The 17276-nt window shown below is 56.5% G+C and carries 16 protein-coding genes; 5 read left to right on the forward strand and 11 right to left on the reverse strand.

What is annotated here, in order from left to right:
- Position 1 precedes the first annotated feature (1 nt).
- The 4 genes from pgl (at position 2) to AC0JZ1_RS13540 (ending at position 4800) form a co-directional block, all read left to right on the forward strand.
- Positions 2-700 (forward strand): 6-phosphogluconolactonase, encoded by a 699-nt coding sequence (pgl, locus tag AC0JZ1_RS13525; RefSeq protein ID WP_471882868.1) that lies wholly within the window; start codon positions 2-4, stop codon positions 698-700.
- 93 nt (positions 701-793) lie between these two features.
- Entirely contained in the window at positions 794-2614 is a 1821-nt protein-coding gene (gene edd / locus AC0JZ1_RS13530; RefSeq protein WP_471882869.1) for a phosphogluconate dehydratase, read from the forward strand.
- A 320-nt stretch (positions 2615-2934) separates the two neighbouring features.
- Positions 2935-4362, forward strand: coding sequence for a hypothetical protein (locus AC0JZ1_RS13535; protein WP_471882870.1), 1428 nt, complete (start codon positions 2935-2937; stop codon positions 4360-4362).
- A gap of 57 nt (positions 4363-4419) precedes the next feature.
- Positions 4420-4800, forward strand: a complete 381-nt coding sequence (locus AC0JZ1_RS13540) for a nuclear transport factor 2 family protein (protein WP_471882871.1) — start codon at positions 4420-4422, stop codon at positions 4798-4800.
- 21 nt (positions 4801-4821) lie between these two features.
- Here AC0JZ1_RS13540 and AC0JZ1_RS13545 read toward each other — a convergent pair whose 3' ends face one another.
- The 6 genes from AC0JZ1_RS13545 to AC0JZ1_RS13570 all read right to left on the reverse strand — a co-directional run bounded on the left by AC0JZ1_RS13545 (position 4822) and on the right by AC0JZ1_RS13570 (position 11834).
- A complete protein-coding gene (locus tag AC0JZ1_RS13545; RefSeq protein WP_471882872.1) occupies positions 4822-5178 on the reverse strand; it encodes a hypothetical protein in 357 nt (118 codons plus the stop codon).
- A gap of 164 nt (positions 5179-5342) precedes the next feature.
- On the reverse strand, positions 5343-6431 hold the full coding sequence (locus AC0JZ1_RS13550) for an ABC transporter ATP-binding protein (RefSeq protein WP_471882873.1): 1089 nt from the start codon (positions 6429-6431) through the stop codon (positions 5343-5345).
- Between the two features lie 63 nt (positions 6432-6494).
- Positions 6495-8150, reverse strand: coding sequence for a beta-galactosidase BglA (gene bglA / locus AC0JZ1_RS13555; RefSeq protein ID WP_471882874.1), 1656 nt, complete (start codon positions 8148-8150; stop codon positions 6495-6497).
- 27 nt (positions 8151-8177) lie between these two features.
- On the reverse strand, positions 8178-9341 hold the full coding sequence (locus AC0JZ1_RS13560) for a carbohydrate ABC transporter permease (RefSeq protein WP_471882875.1): 1164 nt from the start codon (positions 9339-9341) through the stop codon (positions 8178-8180).
- A 1-nt stretch (position 9342) separates the two neighbouring features.
- Positions 9343-10356: a carbohydrate ABC transporter permease gene (locus AC0JZ1_RS13565; RefSeq protein ID WP_471882876.1), complete on the reverse strand. Its 1014-nt coding sequence runs from the start codon at positions 10354-10356 to the stop codon at positions 9343-9345.
- Between the two features lie 116 nt (positions 10357-10472).
- Positions 10473-11834, reverse strand: a complete 1362-nt coding sequence (locus AC0JZ1_RS13570) for an ABC transporter substrate-binding protein (RefSeq protein WP_471883450.1) — start codon at positions 11832-11834, stop codon at positions 10473-10475.
- 275 nt (positions 11835-12109) lie between these two features.
- Between AC0JZ1_RS13570 and AC0JZ1_RS13575 the strand changes: the two genes are divergently transcribed.
- Positions 12110-13135, forward strand: a complete 1026-nt coding sequence (locus tag AC0JZ1_RS13575) for a LacI family DNA-binding transcriptional regulator (protein ID WP_471882877.1) — start codon at positions 12110-12112, stop codon at positions 13133-13135.
- A 2-nt stretch (positions 13136-13137) separates the two neighbouring features.
- Here AC0JZ1_RS13575 and folD read toward each other — a convergent pair whose 3' ends face one another.
- The 5 genes from folD to AC0JZ1_RS13600 all read right to left on the reverse strand — a co-directional run bounded on the left by folD (position 13138) and on the right by AC0JZ1_RS13600 (position 17056).
- Positions 13138-14037 (reverse strand): bifunctional methylenetetrahydrofolate dehydrogenase/methenyltetrahydrofolate cyclohydrolase FolD, encoded by a 900-nt coding sequence (gene folD / locus AC0JZ1_RS13580; RefSeq protein ID WP_471882878.1) that lies wholly within the window; start codon positions 14035-14037, stop codon positions 13138-13140.
- A gap of 160 nt (positions 14038-14197) precedes the next feature.
- Positions 14198-15355 (reverse strand): glutathionylspermidine synthase family protein, encoded by a 1158-nt coding sequence (locus AC0JZ1_RS13585; RefSeq protein WP_471882879.1) that lies wholly within the window; start codon positions 15353-15355, stop codon positions 14198-14200.
- Between the two features lie 3 nt (positions 15356-15358).
- Positions 15359-15958, reverse strand: a complete 600-nt coding sequence (locus tag AC0JZ1_RS13590) for a DUF1190 domain-containing protein (protein WP_471882880.1) — start codon at positions 15956-15958, stop codon at positions 15359-15361.
- A 10-nt stretch (positions 15959-15968) separates the two neighbouring features.
- Positions 15969-16370: a DUF350 domain-containing protein gene (locus AC0JZ1_RS13595; RefSeq protein WP_471882881.1), complete on the reverse strand. Its 402-nt coding sequence runs from the start codon at positions 16368-16370 to the stop codon at positions 15969-15971.
- A 23-nt stretch (positions 16371-16393) separates the two neighbouring features.
- Complete coding sequence (locus AC0JZ1_RS13600) at positions 16394-17056, reverse strand: YjfK family protein (RefSeq protein WP_471882882.1); 663 nt, start codon at positions 17054-17056, stop codon at positions 16394-16396.
- Between the last annotated feature and the right edge of the window lie 220 nt (positions 17057-17276).

Raw genomic sequence — 17276 nt, forward strand, 5'->3', positions numbered from 1 at the left:
CATGGTGGTGCGTCTTCACAGTTTCTCCGACACACAGGTTCTGGCCACGCGTCTGGCGGCTGATGTGGCGCAACATCTGGCCAATGCCATTTCGGCGCGGGGAATGGCCTCCATGGCCGTTTCCGGCGGCTCGACACCGAAGCGCCTTTTCGAGGTGCTTTCGGGGGCGGAAATTGACTGGAGCAAGGTAACGATCACGCTGGTGGATGAGCGTTTCGTTCCCGCCGACAATCCGCGCTCGAACCACCTGCTCGTCGCAACGCACCTTTTGCAGAACAAGGCGGCAGCAGCCACCTTCCTGCCGCTCTATCAAGATGTTGCCTCTGCCCTTCAGGCCGCGGCCATCGCGACGGAAAAAACCGAGGATATCGGCAATCCCTTCGATGTGGTGATCCTTGGCATGGGAACGGATGGTCACACGGCCTCGTTCTTCCCAGGCGGCAATCATCTCTCCCGCGCCATCGATCCCGATGCACCCCGCGGCGTGATGACGATGGAAGCCGACGGTGCGGGCGAACAACGCCTGACCTTTACCTATCCATCGCTCGCGGATGCGCGCTTCCTGGTTCTGCATATCGAGGGCGATGCCAAGCGGGCTGTTCTGGAAAAGGCGCAAGCCGGGACAGATGAGACTGAGATGCCGATCCGCTCCATGCTGAACCGCGCACCTTCGGACCTCGAAATTTACTGGGCCCCCTGAACAAATTGCCTTCAAGTCGCAGATAGCGGCTCACACACAGATAGAAAAACCGGCGCGGCTCCCAGCCGCCGGTTCTCCCATGGAGGATTGAGCATGACTGCAAATTCAAGCATCGAAGCAATCACCCGCCGGATCATCGAGCGCTCCAAGCCGCGCCGCGAAGCCTATCTGGATCGTGTGAAGCGAGCGAGCGCCAAGGGCGTACATCGCGCAACGCTTTCCTGCGGCAACCTTGCGCATGGCTTTGCGGTCTGTTCCCCCGCCGAGAAGGCCGCGCTTGCTGGCGACGTTGTGCCCAATCTCGGTATCATCACCGCCTATAACGACATGCTTTCGGCCCACCAGCCCTATGAAACATTCCCCCCTATCATCCGCGAAGCAGCGCGCGAAGCAGGCGGTGTAGCGCAAGTGGCAGGTGGCGTTCCGGCCATGTGCGATGGTGTAACGCAAGGCCAGCCCGGTATGGAGCTTTCACTCTTTTCCCGCGATGCCATTGCCATGGCGGCAGGCGTCGGGCTCAGCCACAATATGTTCGACGCAGCCGTCTATCTCGGCGTCTGCGACAAGATCGTCCCCGGTCTGGTGATTGCAGCACTCACCTTCGGGCATCTTCCCGCCGTCTTCATTCCAGCCGGTCCCATGACGTCTGGCCTGCCGAATGATGAGAAATCCCGCATTCGCCAGCTTTACGCGGAAGGCAAAGTGGGCCGCGCCGAACTTTTGGAAGCGGAATCCAAATCCTATCACGGCCCCGGCACCTGCACCTTCTACGGCACAGCCAATTCAAACCAGATGCTGATGGAAATCATGGGCTTCCATATGCCCGGTTCATCCTTCGTCAATCCCGGCACACCGTTGCGCGAGGCTCTGACCCGCGAAGCGGCAAAGCGTGCGCTTGCCATCACTGCCCTTGGCAATGAATTCACGCCAGCGGGAGAGATGATTGACGAACGCTCCATCGTGAACGGCGTTGTTGGCCTGCACGCAACGGGTGGCTCTACCAACCACACGCTCCACCTGGTTGCCATGGCACGCGCTGCGGGCATTGAGCTGACATGGCAGGATATTTCCGAGCTGTCGGACGTCGTGCCGCTTCTCGCCCGCGTCTACCCAAATGGTCTGGCCGATGTGAACCACTTCCACGCCGCTGGTGGCATGGGCTTCCTCATCAAGCAGCTATTGAAAAAGGGACTGCTGCATGATGACGTTCGCACCGTCTTCGGCCAGGGCCTCGAAGGCTACACGGTTGAGGCACGGCTTGATGAAAAGGGCGCGGTTGTGCGCGAGGCAAGCCCGGAAGAAAGCGGCGACGCGAAGGTTCTGGCGAAGATCGACTCCCCCTTCCAGTCCAATGGTGGCTTGAAAATGCTGACCGGCACCCTTGGCAAGGCAGTCATCAAGATTTCTGCGGTCAAGCCGGAACGCCATGTCATTGAAGCACCAGCTATCGTCTTCCACGACCAGCAGGAATTGCAAGATGCCTTCAAGCGCGGCGAATTGAACAAGGATTTCATCGCTGTTGTGCGCTTCCAAGGCCCGAAGGCCAACGGCATGCCGGAACTGCACCGCCTCACCCCGCCGCTCGGCGTGCTCCAGGATCGCGGCTTCAAGGTGGCGCTTGTCACCGATGGCCGTATGTCCGGCGCCTCCGGCAAGGTTCCAGCCGCCATTCATGTGACACCGGAAGCCTGCGACGGTGGCCCAATTGCGCGCATCAGGGATGGCGATATCATTCGCCTCGATGCCGTGAACGGCACCTTGGAAGTGCTGGTGGATGCGGCAGAATTCTCGTCCCGGCCTTTGGCTGAAGCCAATCTCGCCGACAATGAATTCGGCATGGGCCGCGAATTGTTCGCCCCCTTCCGACGCAATGTCGGCCCAGCGGATCAGGGTGCGAGCGTCTTCTTCGGATGACGCGGTAAAGACTGGTTAGCAGATGATAAACGCTCTCCCAGAGCGTGCACCCGTTATAACTTGGGGTTGAATACGAAAGTTTACGCGATTAAGAAATTCACGTTAAACTTGAATATTACAGCCTGGAGCTTTATCATTTGCTTATGTGCGGTGCGGTCGCGGAGTTTCTTCGCGCACTGCGCCAGCGTATGGAGCGGCTGATTTGCCCAGGACAACTTCCTGAGGCTGCCATGCTACACAATCATACTCGCCTATCCTTATTCCTTTTAAGCGTAACTCTCCTCTGTCCTGCAACCGCTTCCAAGGCCGAGAGCCTGCTCATGCAAGGCGCGAAATCCAACGAGGCGCTGCTGAGCGCCACACCGTTTCAAGACAATAACGGCATCAAACCACCCAAAACCTATCGTGGTCCGACTTTCAAGCTCAGCTATGACTGGCCAACAAGTGTGAGCCCGTTGAAAACGGATGCGCCCTGGCAGAAAGCGATTGGAAACAAGCCGATCACGATCCAGAATGCCCCGGCCTATGCCTATGCCTTGAAGGTTGCCGTAACCGAGAATGCGCGCACACTTTTCAGTCATTATAACCAGTGGGATGCGCGCAAGGCTGGCTGGTATAACGAGCCTTGGACGGGCAGTATTCGTGAAGCCATCCGCGGCACCTATTCCGCAGGAGAATTTGACAATAGCTTTTTCCCCGGCACTGGCCTGAGAGCACCGTTCCAAACGCATGTCCTGACCTATTACGATGCGCGTGCGGCCTACACGATGTTCAATCTGTGGGGCAAGGATGCCATGAAGCCTGTGCTCAAAACAGAGAATGCCCAGTTTGCCGAGGGATCACTGATTGTAAAGGCGGCCGTCTTTGCATCGACCGATTCCAAGCAGAAGACCAATTGGTGGGATGCCTTGAAAGGTGCGCAGGCCTGGGATCTGTTGATTGCGCCAGATGGCAAGCCCACCACTCCAGCGGATGTCTGGCCGGGTTATGTAGCCCAGTTCGACATTATCGTGAAAGACACCCAATCCTCCCCAAAGACGGGATGGGTATTCATGACTCTGGTCTACGATGCGACATCTCCGGGCAAGGACCCCTGGGAACGAATGATACCGCTTGGTGTGCAGTGGGGTAACGACCCCCAGGCAAGGGCAGCAACAGACAAGCTGACGGAAAACTGGATCAATCCAGCGGCACCGAAATATTCCACGCAAACGCTGGGTTGGGGTGGCCGCCTTTCCGGCCCGAACGATGGTGCAACCAACCAATATGTGGTTCGCAACAGCGGTGGCCCAGTGGTACAAAATGGACCGAACTCTGGCTGCATTAGCTGCCACAGCACCGCTCAATGGAATATTGAACAGGGCTCGATGGTGACCATGCTGCTCCCAAGCTTTCCGGGCAACCCGCCGATCTCCGCCGCGCACCAGCCGACCAATACGCTGCAGTGCGATGCCAAGGGTGTTCCCGTGGCTCAAGACGCGAAAAATGCTTACATGTGCTCGCCTGCTCCCGGCTCTGAGGGCGCTAATGGTTGGATGAAGTGGTTCCAGAACCGCTATGGCAATGTTGCCATGGATGAAGGCTCTTTCGCCACGGATTTCGATGAGGTCATCTCGTTCAAGTCTTTACCACTTTGGTATGTCGCAACCCAGATCAAGGCGGACGCAAAGGAATTGCTGAAAGTCTCGAGCCCCGAAATGCGCGACGTCAACCAGTACACGGGTGCACCGCTAACACCGAAGCAGTAAGCCCATCACCTGTTCTGCCTCGCACCGGCGGGGCAGAATATTTTTGAGAGTTCCATCATGTTACCTGCCTCCGCCGATGTATCCTATCCCGTGCAGATGCAGCTGGAAGCCTATAACTGCCGGGATATCGAAGCCTTCATGCGATGGTGGGCGAGTGACTGCCTCTACTTCGTCTTTCCCGACCAGCTTTTGGCATCGGGCAAGGCCGAGATCCGTCAGCGCCATATCGAGCGGTTTCGCGAGCCGAACCTGCACGGCAAGCTTCTCAACCGAATGGTGATGGGCAATATGGTGATCGACCATGAGACGGTCACGCGCACATTCCCCGAAGGTCCGGGTGAAATCGATGTAATCTGCATCTATGAAGTGGTGGAGGGTAAGATCGCCAAAGCCTGGTTCAGGATGGGCGAGCGGCGCCTGAACGCGAGTGCGGATTAGGCAGGCCCTCGACCCACTAAGTTACCAGTTCCGCACGTCCAGCTTCTTATCCTTGTGAGCCGGGTGGGTGGAGAAGATGAAAATGCGGTCCAGTTCCTTTTGCGTCAACATACGCAGGAAGCGGACTTCAATCGTGTTGTTGGCATTGGTGCGCATGAGCACGCAGCCGATCTTCATGATGCGGGCATCAGGAATATCCAGAACGAATTGTTCCGGCAGGTTGTATTGTGTCAGAAGAGCCAGAACAGCACCGCTCATGGAAATACGCACAACATCGCAGCGACGCGACGCCATGTGCATGACGTGCTTTTCGGTATATTCGATACGGGCCGCATTCATCGTGTCTTCCATGCGGAACCGCGTTTCGCGGTCATACATGAAAGATTCCTCGCGCTTCAGGTAATGGTTCGGACCCATTGTCATTACAGCCCCGGCTATGCTTTTTGTTTGCATCAAGACTATAGCTTAGAGCTTAACGAAGCGTATTTCGCGGCGGGAGGGGACTATGACCTGCCGTGAAATCAACAGGATAAAACCGCACTTTATTGACGGTAAGTCTGCCCGTCCGCATCGAAAAGATGCATTTTGGAGGAATCTGCGGTGAAACGCAGTTTTTCACCCTTTTGCACTTTGAAGATGCCAGGGATCTTGGCAATGATGGGCTCCTCATCGGAAAGCCCGTCGATGTAGAGAAGCGTTACCTCGCCAAGCGCTTCAACAATCGCGACAGTACCCTCAAAGAGATAGTCCTCACCCGTCGTCACGGTCAGGTCTTCCGGGCGAATGCCAAAGCTTGCCGCCTTGCCCTTCTCGGAGGCTCCAGTCTCCACCGGCACAGAAACAACCTTGCCGCCGCGCAGATCGATTCGCGTTTGCGGTCCCGTTTCTGCAATGGTTGCCGGGATCACATTCATGGCGGGCGAGCCGATGAAGCGGGCAACGAAGAGATTTTGCGGACGCTCGTAAAGCTCAAGCGGTGCGCCCACCTGTTCGATGCGACCGGCAGACAGAACCACGATCCGGTCTGCCAGCGTCATGGCCTCCACCTGATCATGCGTCACATAGATCATTGTGGTATCCGCCATCTGCTCCTTGAGCTTGGCAATTTCGATACGGGTTGCAACGCGAAGCGCCGCATCGAGGTTCGACAAGGGTTCATCGAACAGAAAGACCTTCGGATCGCGGCAGATGGCCCGACCGATGGCAACACGCTGCCGCTGACCGCCGGAAAGTGCCTTGGGCAGGCGTTCCAGATATTGCGTCAGCTGGAGGATATCGGCAGCTGCGCGCACGCGGCGGTCAATCTCTTGCTTGCTTTCGCCCGCGATGCGCATGCCGAAGGCCATGTTGTCATACACGGTCATATGCGGATAAAGCGCGTAGGACTGGAAGACCATGGCGATGCCGCGCTTGGAAGGCGGAACCTCGTTCACGCGGTTGCCATCAATAAACATGTCGCCGCTGGTGATTTCTTCCAAGCCGGCGATCATACGCAGCAGCGTGGATTTACCGCAGCCGGAGGGGCCGACGAAGACCACGAATTCGCCTTCAGCGATCTCAAGATCAATGCCGTGCAGAACCTTCACCTGCCCGTAAGCCTTGCGGATGTCTTTCAGAACGAGTCCGGTCATGTCTCTCCCCTTTTCATCCTCTGGAGCGGGAAGGCGGAAAACCGCCTTCCGCCTATAGTATTGTTATGCGTAGCGGGCAAAGGCGGCGCTCCAGGCAGGCAGCGCCACCATGCGGCCGTTCAGATCGCTGGCAAAACCGTGACCTTCGAGTAGCGCCCAATCGCCATCTGGCAATTCGGTGGCCACTTCATCGGCGCTCATGTTGAAAATGCACAGAACCACCTCGTTCCCGAGTTTGCGCAGGTAGCGCAGAACTGGTCCTTCAACGGGCAAGAACTCGATATCACCTTTGGCAAGCGCCGGATGCAGCTTGCGGAAGCTCAGGAAGCGGCGATAGTGCTCGAGCACCGAGTTCTCCACACCCTGCTGCACGTTCACGGCCCGAAGTTGATGTTCCACCGGAATGGGCAGCCACGGTTTTTCAGCACTTGAGAAGCCCGCCAGCACCGCATGGTCATCCCACACCATCGGCGTGCGGCAACCATCGCGACCCTTGAATTCGGGCCAGAACTGAATGCCATAGGGATCTTGCAAATCGGCGTAGGCGATATCGGCTTCCGTCAGGCCCAGTTCTTCACCCTGATATATGCAGACGGAACCTCGCTGTGTGAGCAGGATTGCCGCCAATTGCTTCGCATAGGCTTCGCGGTCCATCACATCGGCACCCCAGCGGGTGACATGGCGCACCACATCGTGGTTGGAGAAAGCCCAGCAAGCCCAGCCTTCCGGTGCGGCAGTCGCGAATGCCTTTTGCACTTCGGCCACGCGCTCCGGCGTCAACCGGTCTGGTGCCAGGAATTCGAAGGCATAGCACATCTGCATCTTGTCGCCGCCGGAGGTATATTCTCCGACGATTTCGAGCCCGCGCTGGCTGTCGCCCACCTCACCCACGGCGGCGATGGCTGGAAATTCGTTCAGCACGGCACGGAAGCGCTTCAAGAACTCAAGGTTTTCCGGGCGGTTCTTATCGTAGATATGTTCCTGGAAGTTGTAAGGATTGACCGCAGGCGCCGTGGAAGCATTGCGACGCTCCGGTGCCAGTGATGGATTATCCCGCAATTGCTTATCGTGAAAATAGAAGTTGATGGTATCGAGACGGAAGCCATCCACACCGCGTTTCAGCCAGAAGCGCACGACCTCCAGCAGCGCATCCTGCACTTCCGGGTTATGCAGGTTCAAATCCGGCTGGGAAGTGAGGAAGTTATGCAGGTAATACTGCATACGTGTCGGGTCCCAATGCCAGGCGGACCCGCCAAAGATCGACAGCCAGTTATTGGGTGGCGTGCCATCGGGCTTTGCATCGGCCCAGACATACCAATCCGCCTTGGGATTGACCCGGCTCGATCGGCTCTCGATGAACCAGGCGTGCTGATCCGAACTGTGGGAGATGACGAGATCGATCATCACCTTGATACGCAAGCGATGCGCTTCCGCAATCAGCGCGTCGAAATCCGACAGCGTTCCGAACATTGGATCGACATCGATATAGTTCGAAACGTCATAGCCGAAATCGCGCATGGGCGATGGGAAGAAGGGCGAGATCCAGATGGCATCGGCACCCAGCGATGCAATGTGGGAAAGCCGAGCCGTAATGCCCTTCAGGTCACCAATGCCATCTCCGTTCGAATCCTGATAGGAACGCGGATAGATTTGATAGATAACCGCGCCCCGCCACCAATCTGCATCGGGCGTTTCGGTCGTCTGTGAAATAACTGTCATGCGTAATGAACCTTGATGGAGAGGCACTCAGCCGCCCTTGACCGAACCGGCAAGAAGGCCGCGCACCAGATATCGTTGAAGCCCAAAGAACACCAGCAATGGCACCACAATGGTGACAAAGGCAGATGCCGTCAGGATTTCCCAGTTGCCCCCGCGTGATCCCAAAAGCGCGTTCAGACTGCCCGTAAGGACCAGTTGATCGCGCCCGGTGCCCAGGAAGACGATGGCAACCAGCAGGTCGTTCCAGACCCACAGGAACTGAAAGATCGCGAATGAGGCCAAAGCAGGGAAGGAAAGCGGAAGCACAATCTTCAGGAAGATTTCAAAATCGGAAGCGCCATCGACACGTGCACTTTCGATGATTTCCTTGGGAAGGCCGGCGATGTAATTGCGCAGGAGATAGATGGCGAGCGGCATGCCGAAGGCGGTGTGCGCAAGCCAGATCCCAGCATAGGTTTTAGAAGAGGTGCCGAGGAGGTTGCCCACTTCATTATAGAGCCGAAGAAGCGGGATCAGCGACATTTGCAGCGGCACGACAATGAGGCCGACTACCAGCGCAATGATGAGCGAGCGGCCCGGAAACTGCATCCAGGATAGGGCATAGGCGGCGAAGGCGGCGATCAGGATCGGAATGATCGTTGCCGGGATTGTCACCGTCAGTGAGTTGATGAAAGCCTGTCCGATCCCTTCCGAGAACAAAACCGTGCGGTAATTTTCCAGTGTGAAAACCGGCGGGGAAGTCACCGTCAGATAGATGCGTTTGCCGCGTGAGCCTTCGAAAGGCGCATTCTTGGTATAAACGTAAGTGCCATCGGCATTGATGTTGAGTGTTTCGCCTTCTCCGAGATCGGCCGGTTCGCCCACCTTATAGGCGGCGGGTTCCTGCACGCGCGTGCCGAAAGCTTTTACCGTGCCACCCTGTCCCTGCTCGAAGACAGAGCCGCTGATAACGAAATTGGCACCTTCCTGTTTAGCCGTGGAAGGATCGCCCAGCCGCCCCGCACTGGTTTGCGAGGAGCTGCCAAAGGCCGTCCACCAGCCGGATGTGGTAATCTGGCCCTTGTCCCGCACGGAGGTGACAAGAATACCCAGGGTCGGGATCAGCCAGAGTATGACGATCAGAAGCACCGAAAGGTGGACGATCAGGCGCGGCAGGCCGACGCGTCTCAGGCGAGTGGTTAGGCTTGCCATCTCAATGTCCTCCCGCATCCTGATTGGCCTGACGGATATTCCAGATCATGATCGGCGTAACAGCGGCCATGATGACGAGTGCGATGACCGCACTGCGCCCGCTATCGCCGCCACCGCGGAACATCCAGTCGAACATCAGGTTCGCCAGAACCATTGTGTCCCACTGACCATTGGTCATGGTGAGAACGATGTCGAAGACCTTGAGAACGAGGATCGTGATCGTTGTCCAGACCACGGCAATCGTGCCCCAGATCTGCGGCACCATGATCTTCCAGAAAATCTGCCAGCCGTTGGCACCGTCAATCACGGCGGCCTCAATGGTCTCTTCCGGGATACCGCGCAGCGCCGCCGACAGGATGACCATGGCAAAGCCGGTCTGAATCCAGATCAGGATAATCATGAGGAAGAAGTTGTTCCAGAACGGCATGGAAATCCACACCTGCGGATCGCCGCCAAGCGAGGTAACGATTGCGTTCAGAAGACCGATCTGCGTGTCGTTACCACCGCGATATTCGTAAATGAACTTCCAGATCACCGAGGCACCGACGAAGGAAATCGCCATAGGCATGAAGACGATGCTCTTGGCGATATTGCCCCACCAGATACGGTCCGTCAGAACCGCAATCACCAGACCAAAGAATGTGCAGGCGGCGGGAACGACGGCCAACCACAGAATGTTATTGAAAATAGACTGACGGAAGCCTGCATCGAAGAAGGCCCAGCGGTAGTTGGCGAAGCCAACATAATTGACCCCTGCCCTATCATAGAAGGACAGGATGAACGTCGCGACGACCGGATAGACGAGGTAGATGGCGAGCAGCAGCAACGCAGGCCCGAGGAAAAGCCAGGGACGCACCACGGCCCGGCGGTTGAGATTGCGGGATGCCTGGGTAACGTCGCCCGCCCGGACCGGCAGGGCCGCGTTCAAGAGCTTGTCCGATAGCCAGTAATATAGCGCACAGACGAAGACGCCCACGACCATCACACCGACAGCCGACACAATCTGCGAAACCATGTCCCCTCCTTGAGACTCTTCAAATAGAGCCCATCACATCCGGCCGATCATGCCGGTCTTCTTTCGGCAAGAGATGGAAGGGCCGCCCCATGATCGCGACGGCCCCTATCGTGGTTTTACTTCAGGCCGTCCCAAGCCTTCTGGATTTCATCGCCAACCTGTTGCGCGGACTTGCCGCCAACAAAATCGACCATGCCTGTCCAGAAGGCACCAGCACCGATCTTGCCCGGCATTAGGTCAGAGCCGTCAAAGCGGAAGGTCGTTGCCGTGGTGAGGATTTCGCCCTGCTTCTTCAGAGCATCATTTGCATAGGCTTCCGTCTTCACACCCTTGTATGGTGTGAGAAAGCCGGATTGTGCCATCCAGACTTCATGCGCGATCGGCGTTTTCAGGAATTCGACGAAGGCACGGGCAGCAGGCGAATCCTTGGTGATGGTGACCAGTGTACCAGCACCTAGAACCGGCGTTCCAAGTTCAGGCTTGGAAGCATAGGTTGGCATATAGAAGAAGTCCGCATCCGTGCCAAGCTTCGTGCCCTCCGGGAAGAAGGTCGGGATGAAGGAGGCCTGATGGTGCAGGTAGCACTTGGGCGGAATGCCAAAGAGACCCTTCGGGCTATCGCGGAAATCGGTGGACGCAACAGCAGCCACCCCGCCGGATACGTATTTCTCGTTTTTGGCGAACTTGCCAAACTCGTCGATAACGCTGACGACCTTCGGATCGTTGAACTTCACCGTATTGGTGACCCAGCCGTCGTAGGTTTCCGGCGTGTTCATGCGCAGCATCAGGTCTTCAACCCAGTCAGTCGCCGGCCAACCCGTCGCACCGCCTGAACCCAGACCAATGCACCAAGGCGTGCCGCCATCCTTGACGATCTGATCGGAAAGCTGAATCAGCTCCTCCATCGTCTTCGGCACCTTATAACCGGCTTCCTCAAAGTTTTCCGGCACGTACCAGACCAGTGACTTCAGGTCAGCCTTGTATGGAAATGCGAAGAAGCCATCCTTTCCGTCCTTGCCCTTATAGGTGCCAAGCTGCACCCAGGATTTGCCAGCGCCGTAATTCTCTTCCACCCATTTGCCGGTTTCCGGGCCGAGATCGACCAGCAAGCCCTTAGAAGCGAGATCCTGAAGCAGGCCCGGCTGCGGCAGAATTGCGATGTTCGGTGGCGAACCTGCCTGCGTATCGATGACGATCTGCTGTTCATAGTTTTCCGAGGAGGAATACTGAACATTCGCACCCGTTGCATCGTTGAAATAGGCCAGAACGCTGCGGAAAAGCTTTTCGTCATCGCCACGCCAAGGGCCAAAGATGTTCAGCGATTGACCTTTGATATCGGCATGCGCCTTCTTGAAATCTTCGTAGCTTTTCCAGTTGAACTTGGCGTCCGAACCCGGCGCAAATTTCAGATCGGCAGCGGATGCGCCCGCAACACCAAGGCAAAGAGCAGCGGCACCAGCCAGCAGTAGATTTTTCAACAAGACGAACCTCCCGTCACGATTGAGCGACCCTGACAGTCGCTGGATAGTTGAAGCGCCTCCCAAAGCGCTTTGAACGCAAGGAAGACATGGGTGAAGGGCATGAGTCAAGAGGTTGCCCACTGCATTCCTTCTCCCGCCAGAGCAAAAACTAGGGCAGAAGGCTGCAAAGTCTATTGTTTTGCATTTTGAAGAAAAACCGGCAAATATGCGCCTTCGAAGCGCTTTGAGCGGGAGGAAGCACCCGCCAACAGCCCGGGAGGTGGTTAAGGGTTGTGAATCTCAAGGAACTGTCAAATCTTCTGGGTCTATCGCAAACGACGATCAGTCGCGCCCTGAACGGCTATCCTGAGGTCAACGCCGCAACCCGTGCGCGCATCGTGAAGGCTGCAGAGGAAACCGGATATCGTCCAAACAGGGCCGCACGGCGCTTGGCCACCGGCAAGGCGGGGTCGCTAGGGCTTGTGATGCCGGTGACAGTTGAGCAGCCTATGGATGCGCATTTTGCCGAGTTTCAGAGCGGCTTGGCGGATGAATGCCTAAGGCATGATTTCCATTTCACGATCATGCCTGCCAAGCCGCAGGAAGAAGAACAGGCCATACGCGATCTTGTGTCGAGCGGGGCTGTGGATGCCTACTACATGGCTTACATGCGCGAAAAGGACCCACGCATTTCCATGGCGCAAACCTTGCCGGTTCCCTTCATCGTTCATGGCCGCTCAGCAGGCCTGCCGGAGGATTATCCCTATCTCGACGTGGACAATGAGGAAGCCTTTGCCGAGGCGACACGCTATCTTCTCCAACTGGGCCATAAGCGCTTTGCGCTTCTGAATGGTCCCTTTGATCTGGATTTTGCCTGTCGTCGAAGGGCGGGCGTGGAAAAATCGCTCGCCTCTGTCGGCATGAGCCTTCCGCTAGAGCATGTGAGCAGCACGCTGATGACAGACGCCAACGGTTTTCAGCACATGATGCGGTTTCTGGAACGGGGTTCAAGACCAACCGCTGTTCTCTGTGCCAGCACGGTTCTGGCGCTCGGTGCCGTGCGCGCCATTCGTCAGGCGGGACTGGAGGTGGGTAAAGACATTTCCGTCATCGCCCATGACGATGATCTTCTGCTCTTGAAGCCTGAGCATTTCAGCACGCCTCTGACCACCACCCGCTCTTCCATTCGCGAGGCAGGCAGACGCATCGCTGAACGGTTGATTTCGGCGGTCAAAGGCGAAGAAATCGATGCACCTCAGGCGGAGCTCTGGCGCGCGGAATTCATCCTGCGCGCCTCAACCGGTCCAGCCCCCAGCTGAAATCAGAACTGCGGAACAGGCCTTCCAACAGAACGATAGGCAGCAATCACGGTATTGGCCATCAACATGGCAATGGTCATTGGTCCGACGCCACCCGGTACCGGCGTGATGGCGCTTGCCACATCCGCGCATTCCTCGAAGGCGACATCGCCCACGAGGCGCGTTGCCCCCTCGCCTTTTTCCGGAGCGTCGACACGGTTGATGCCCACATCAATCACCGTCGCACCGGGCTTCACCCAATCCTTGCGCACCATCTGCGCACGGCCCACGGCAGCCACCAGAATATCGGCCTGGCGACACACCTCCGCCAGATTCTTGGTGCGGGAATGCGCCATGGTCACGGTTGCATTGGCTGCGAGAAGCAGAAGCGCCATCGGCTTTCCGAAGAGGTTGGAGCGACCGATAACGACGGCGTTCAGGCCCGACAAATCCGCGCCGAGCTGGTTGCGAAGAAGCAGCATCGAGCCGGCTGGCGTGCAGGAAACCAGCCCGCTTTGCAGATCGCCGTTTGCCACTTTACCAGCGTTCACAACATTCAAGCCATCGACATCCTTCTCTGGCCGAATGGACTGAATAATCGGCTCGGAGTTGAGATGCTTGGGAAGCGGCAGCTGGACAAGGATACCGTGGACAGCCGGATCGGCATTCAGTTTTTCAACCAGATTTGCCAGTTCATCCTGCGTGGTTTCCTCCGGCAGAGTATACTGCATGGAGTTAAAGCCGCACTGTTTCGCCATGCGGCTTTTTGCGCCCACATAGGCGTGGCTTGCAGGGTCATTCCCAACAATCACAACGGCCAGGCCGGGCTTGATACCCGCTTCGCGTTCCAGAACCGCTGCCGCTTCACCGACCGCATCGGTAACCTTGGCTGCCGACTTTTTGCCATCGATAATAACTGCCACGGCTCATCCTCCTGATCGTGAAGATTACTGCGGCAATGGGAACGTCCTGCCGCTTTAGAGGCATATTGCTCTATGCGGTCACTTCATTGAATGCAAGGGAGCGACGTTGATTGTCGCGGAGCAGCCGATTGCTGAACTTTTGCCTTTAGCGGTTGCCCGTTCAATCGAGAATGATGTGTGGCACAAACCTTGAAAGGTTGCCGGTGATACGGGATTGGTCCTCTCGAATTCCCATTGCACAAGCGCGGTCGCCGACAATCCAGCTTCCGATCACGGCAAAACCGGCTTCACTCTCAAACAGCGGAGCATAGGCCTGCACTACCAACCCCTCTTCGCCGTACGAACCTGGCGCAGACTGCCACTCCTGCCCGTTGCGAAACAGTGTGACGTTTTCGCCTTCGCGGGACAGAAGCGGCTTTCTTACAAAATCACCCAAGCTGGCTGCCGCAGGATCATCTACAAAATAGCTTGGCAGAAGATTGGGATGATTTGGATGTTTTTGCCAAAGAAGCGGAAGCAGACCCTTGTTTGACAACACGGCCTTCCAGGCTGGCTCAACGAACACATCTCCCGACGTAATCAGTTCGCGGGCAAAGGGTTCTCGCAGCATAAACTCCCATGGATAGAGCTTGAAACACCTGTCGATGACCCGGTTATTGAGATCAGTAAACCGCTGCTGCGCATCGACGCCGATATCGCGAATATCCAGAAGTTCCACTCTGTGGCCCGCCTGAAGGGCGCAGTCCATCAGATAGGTCGTCGTGCCGCGATCCTCTTCATTGTCCATCAGCGCACAGAAGTGGAAGATCGGCTCGCGCGAGAATGCCCCAAACGCATCGATGAGACTTTCCTGGAGCAGATTGTACTGATCCGCATCCTGCGAAAATATACCATTATCGATCTGATCGATCAGCCAGTTATGCTGAAAAAACGCTGTTTCGAAAACCGAGGTCGGCGTATCCGCGTTATATTCCAGCATTTTTGCTGGCCCGTGACCGTCATAGGCAAGATCGAAGCGTCCATATAGATGCCGGTCTCGCCTCTGCCAGGAACGCTGGACGACATCTCGCAGTTCCGTAGGAATGGCCAGCCGGTCCAGCAGTTCCTCGCTGTTAACGATATCACCGACAAGGTCGAGACACATATCGTGCAATTCCTGGCTTGGGTCTTCGATCCGCGTTTCGATCTCCTCCAAAGAGTAGACATATGCGGCATCATCGACCCAATAAGGTTCGCCGTACATTTCATGGAAGCCGAAACCAACTTCCCGTGCCTTCTGCTTCCAATCTGCGCGAGGTGTCACACTTATTCGACGCACCTGCTACCCACCAAAGCTGAAAGATGAGCGTCCGCCAAAGCCCTGACGGCTGACGGTTCTAGTGTTCACGTTGACCGGCTTTGTGTTGACGCTTGGGCTGAGGACTGCGTCACGCCCGCCGCCGGTTGTCGTGGTGACTGTCTGTCCTGAGCGGTTGCGGTAGACCGGCCCATAGCCATAGCTCCCGCCATATCCTGAAGCGGTTGTTTGCTGTTGGGCTTGCCGCCTGTAGCGATAATAATCATCGAGGTTACTGATCGTCGATGAGAGAAGGTAACCGCTAAGGAAGGGAACGAAGAAACTGCCGGTACTTGTACTGCCTGCAACCGGCTTTTCCTCAGTGCACTGGCCTTTTCCATATTCCGCTTCACAGGCAGCCGCGCCATCGAAGCGTGGTGCATTGGCCAGATGAGCACGCATCGCGTCCTGATAAGCAGTCTGGCACAATTGCTGGTCCAGACCGGAAGATACGCATTGATCAACCGAGGAAAAGACACGGTCCGAAGGTGGATCGTCTCCGCATCCTGACAGGATGAAGGAGGAGGCTGCAATTGTTCCGAGCGCCAGGATTGGCCGTTTGCGGCCGCTTAAACGTCTGCGCATCAGTCCCTCCTCAATAGGTCATGCAAGCCGCATTAAGGATGCCAATAGCGAGCGCAATTCCGCCACCCCACAGGCCTGCTGCAATCTCGTTCGCCGTGATCTTCTCGTGCAGATCCCTCATGGTCAAGTTTGCAATGTAGAAGGCGAATACTTGTGCAACGATGCCGATTGCCGCCCAGATGGCATAATCGATAAGACTGACGGAATTTGCGGCGGCTGAAGCCAAGGGCAGGCTGAAACCAAGGAGAGCACCGAGAAAGGCCGTGACCGCAGCAAGATTGCCGGAGCGGATCAACTGAACCTCCTTATGCGGGGTCAAGAACGTGTAGATGACAGCGAAGACGCCGTAAGCCAAAAGCCCGACGCCGAAATAGCTTAGAAACGCAGGCAAACCCGCCACGTAATGCATCACTCAAATCTCCCCTAAAATCGAAATCAAACCCGGCGAACGTCAGCGGCGACAAGCCCGTAGCCAATCATGAATTCAACCGAACTACCGGATTGTGACTGGGTAGCGTCCAGATCCCGCTCGACATTGATCAGCAGCATTTCCTGGATTGACGCCAGTGAGCGAAAATAGAGCATGCAGGTTTGATGGATCAGGCGGCTATCGGCATCTTCATCCGTAACCTTTTCCGTAAATTGCACTGGTTCTATCCGTCCAGCCCCTTCGCCCCAGAAACGCTGGTACACGATCCCGTCCGCATCATAGCTTGGCTGGCCGATCGAACCCGAAGGTCCGGTCCAGCGATTCCATTCGGAGGCCGATACCGGCACTACGCTATCCCAAGGACGATAGAAGCTCAGATCGTCAATCGCATCCCCCGGCTGGCCCGAAGACGAGAGAACCTGAATCATCCGATGCTCTTCATCGTAATATCGCGATAAAACTGAAGTTTCATCAAGCGTTGCTTCCCCATAGGCAGCAATGATGAACGGGCCACTTTGTGGAAGCGGCATGGCAGGTACGCTCCCGATTGCGCTCGCTTCCAGCGACAGAAAATCCAGATCCAGTGCGCCACCGATGCTGGCACCCAAAGGCCCCAATTCGTCACCCGCTAAATTCTTTTTTCCACTTTTTCGGAACCAAGCTATCATTGCTCACCCTGACATCATCCACACAGTCCAGGTTGTTCATTCTTCGGAAGGTTTGAAAGAGCCAGTTCCTTTAGTGAAACACTGGTAACAGCTTGTCATTCGCTCCATCAAACAATACGCATCAGCTCGTTGGGCTGAAAAAGATGCCTCCGCAGTCCCTTGAAAATCAATAAAAGACGCGGTGCCGTCTGAGTTTCCCTGGCAACAAAAAAATATCGGA

Source organism: Affinirhizobium capsici (assembly GCF_977018625.1).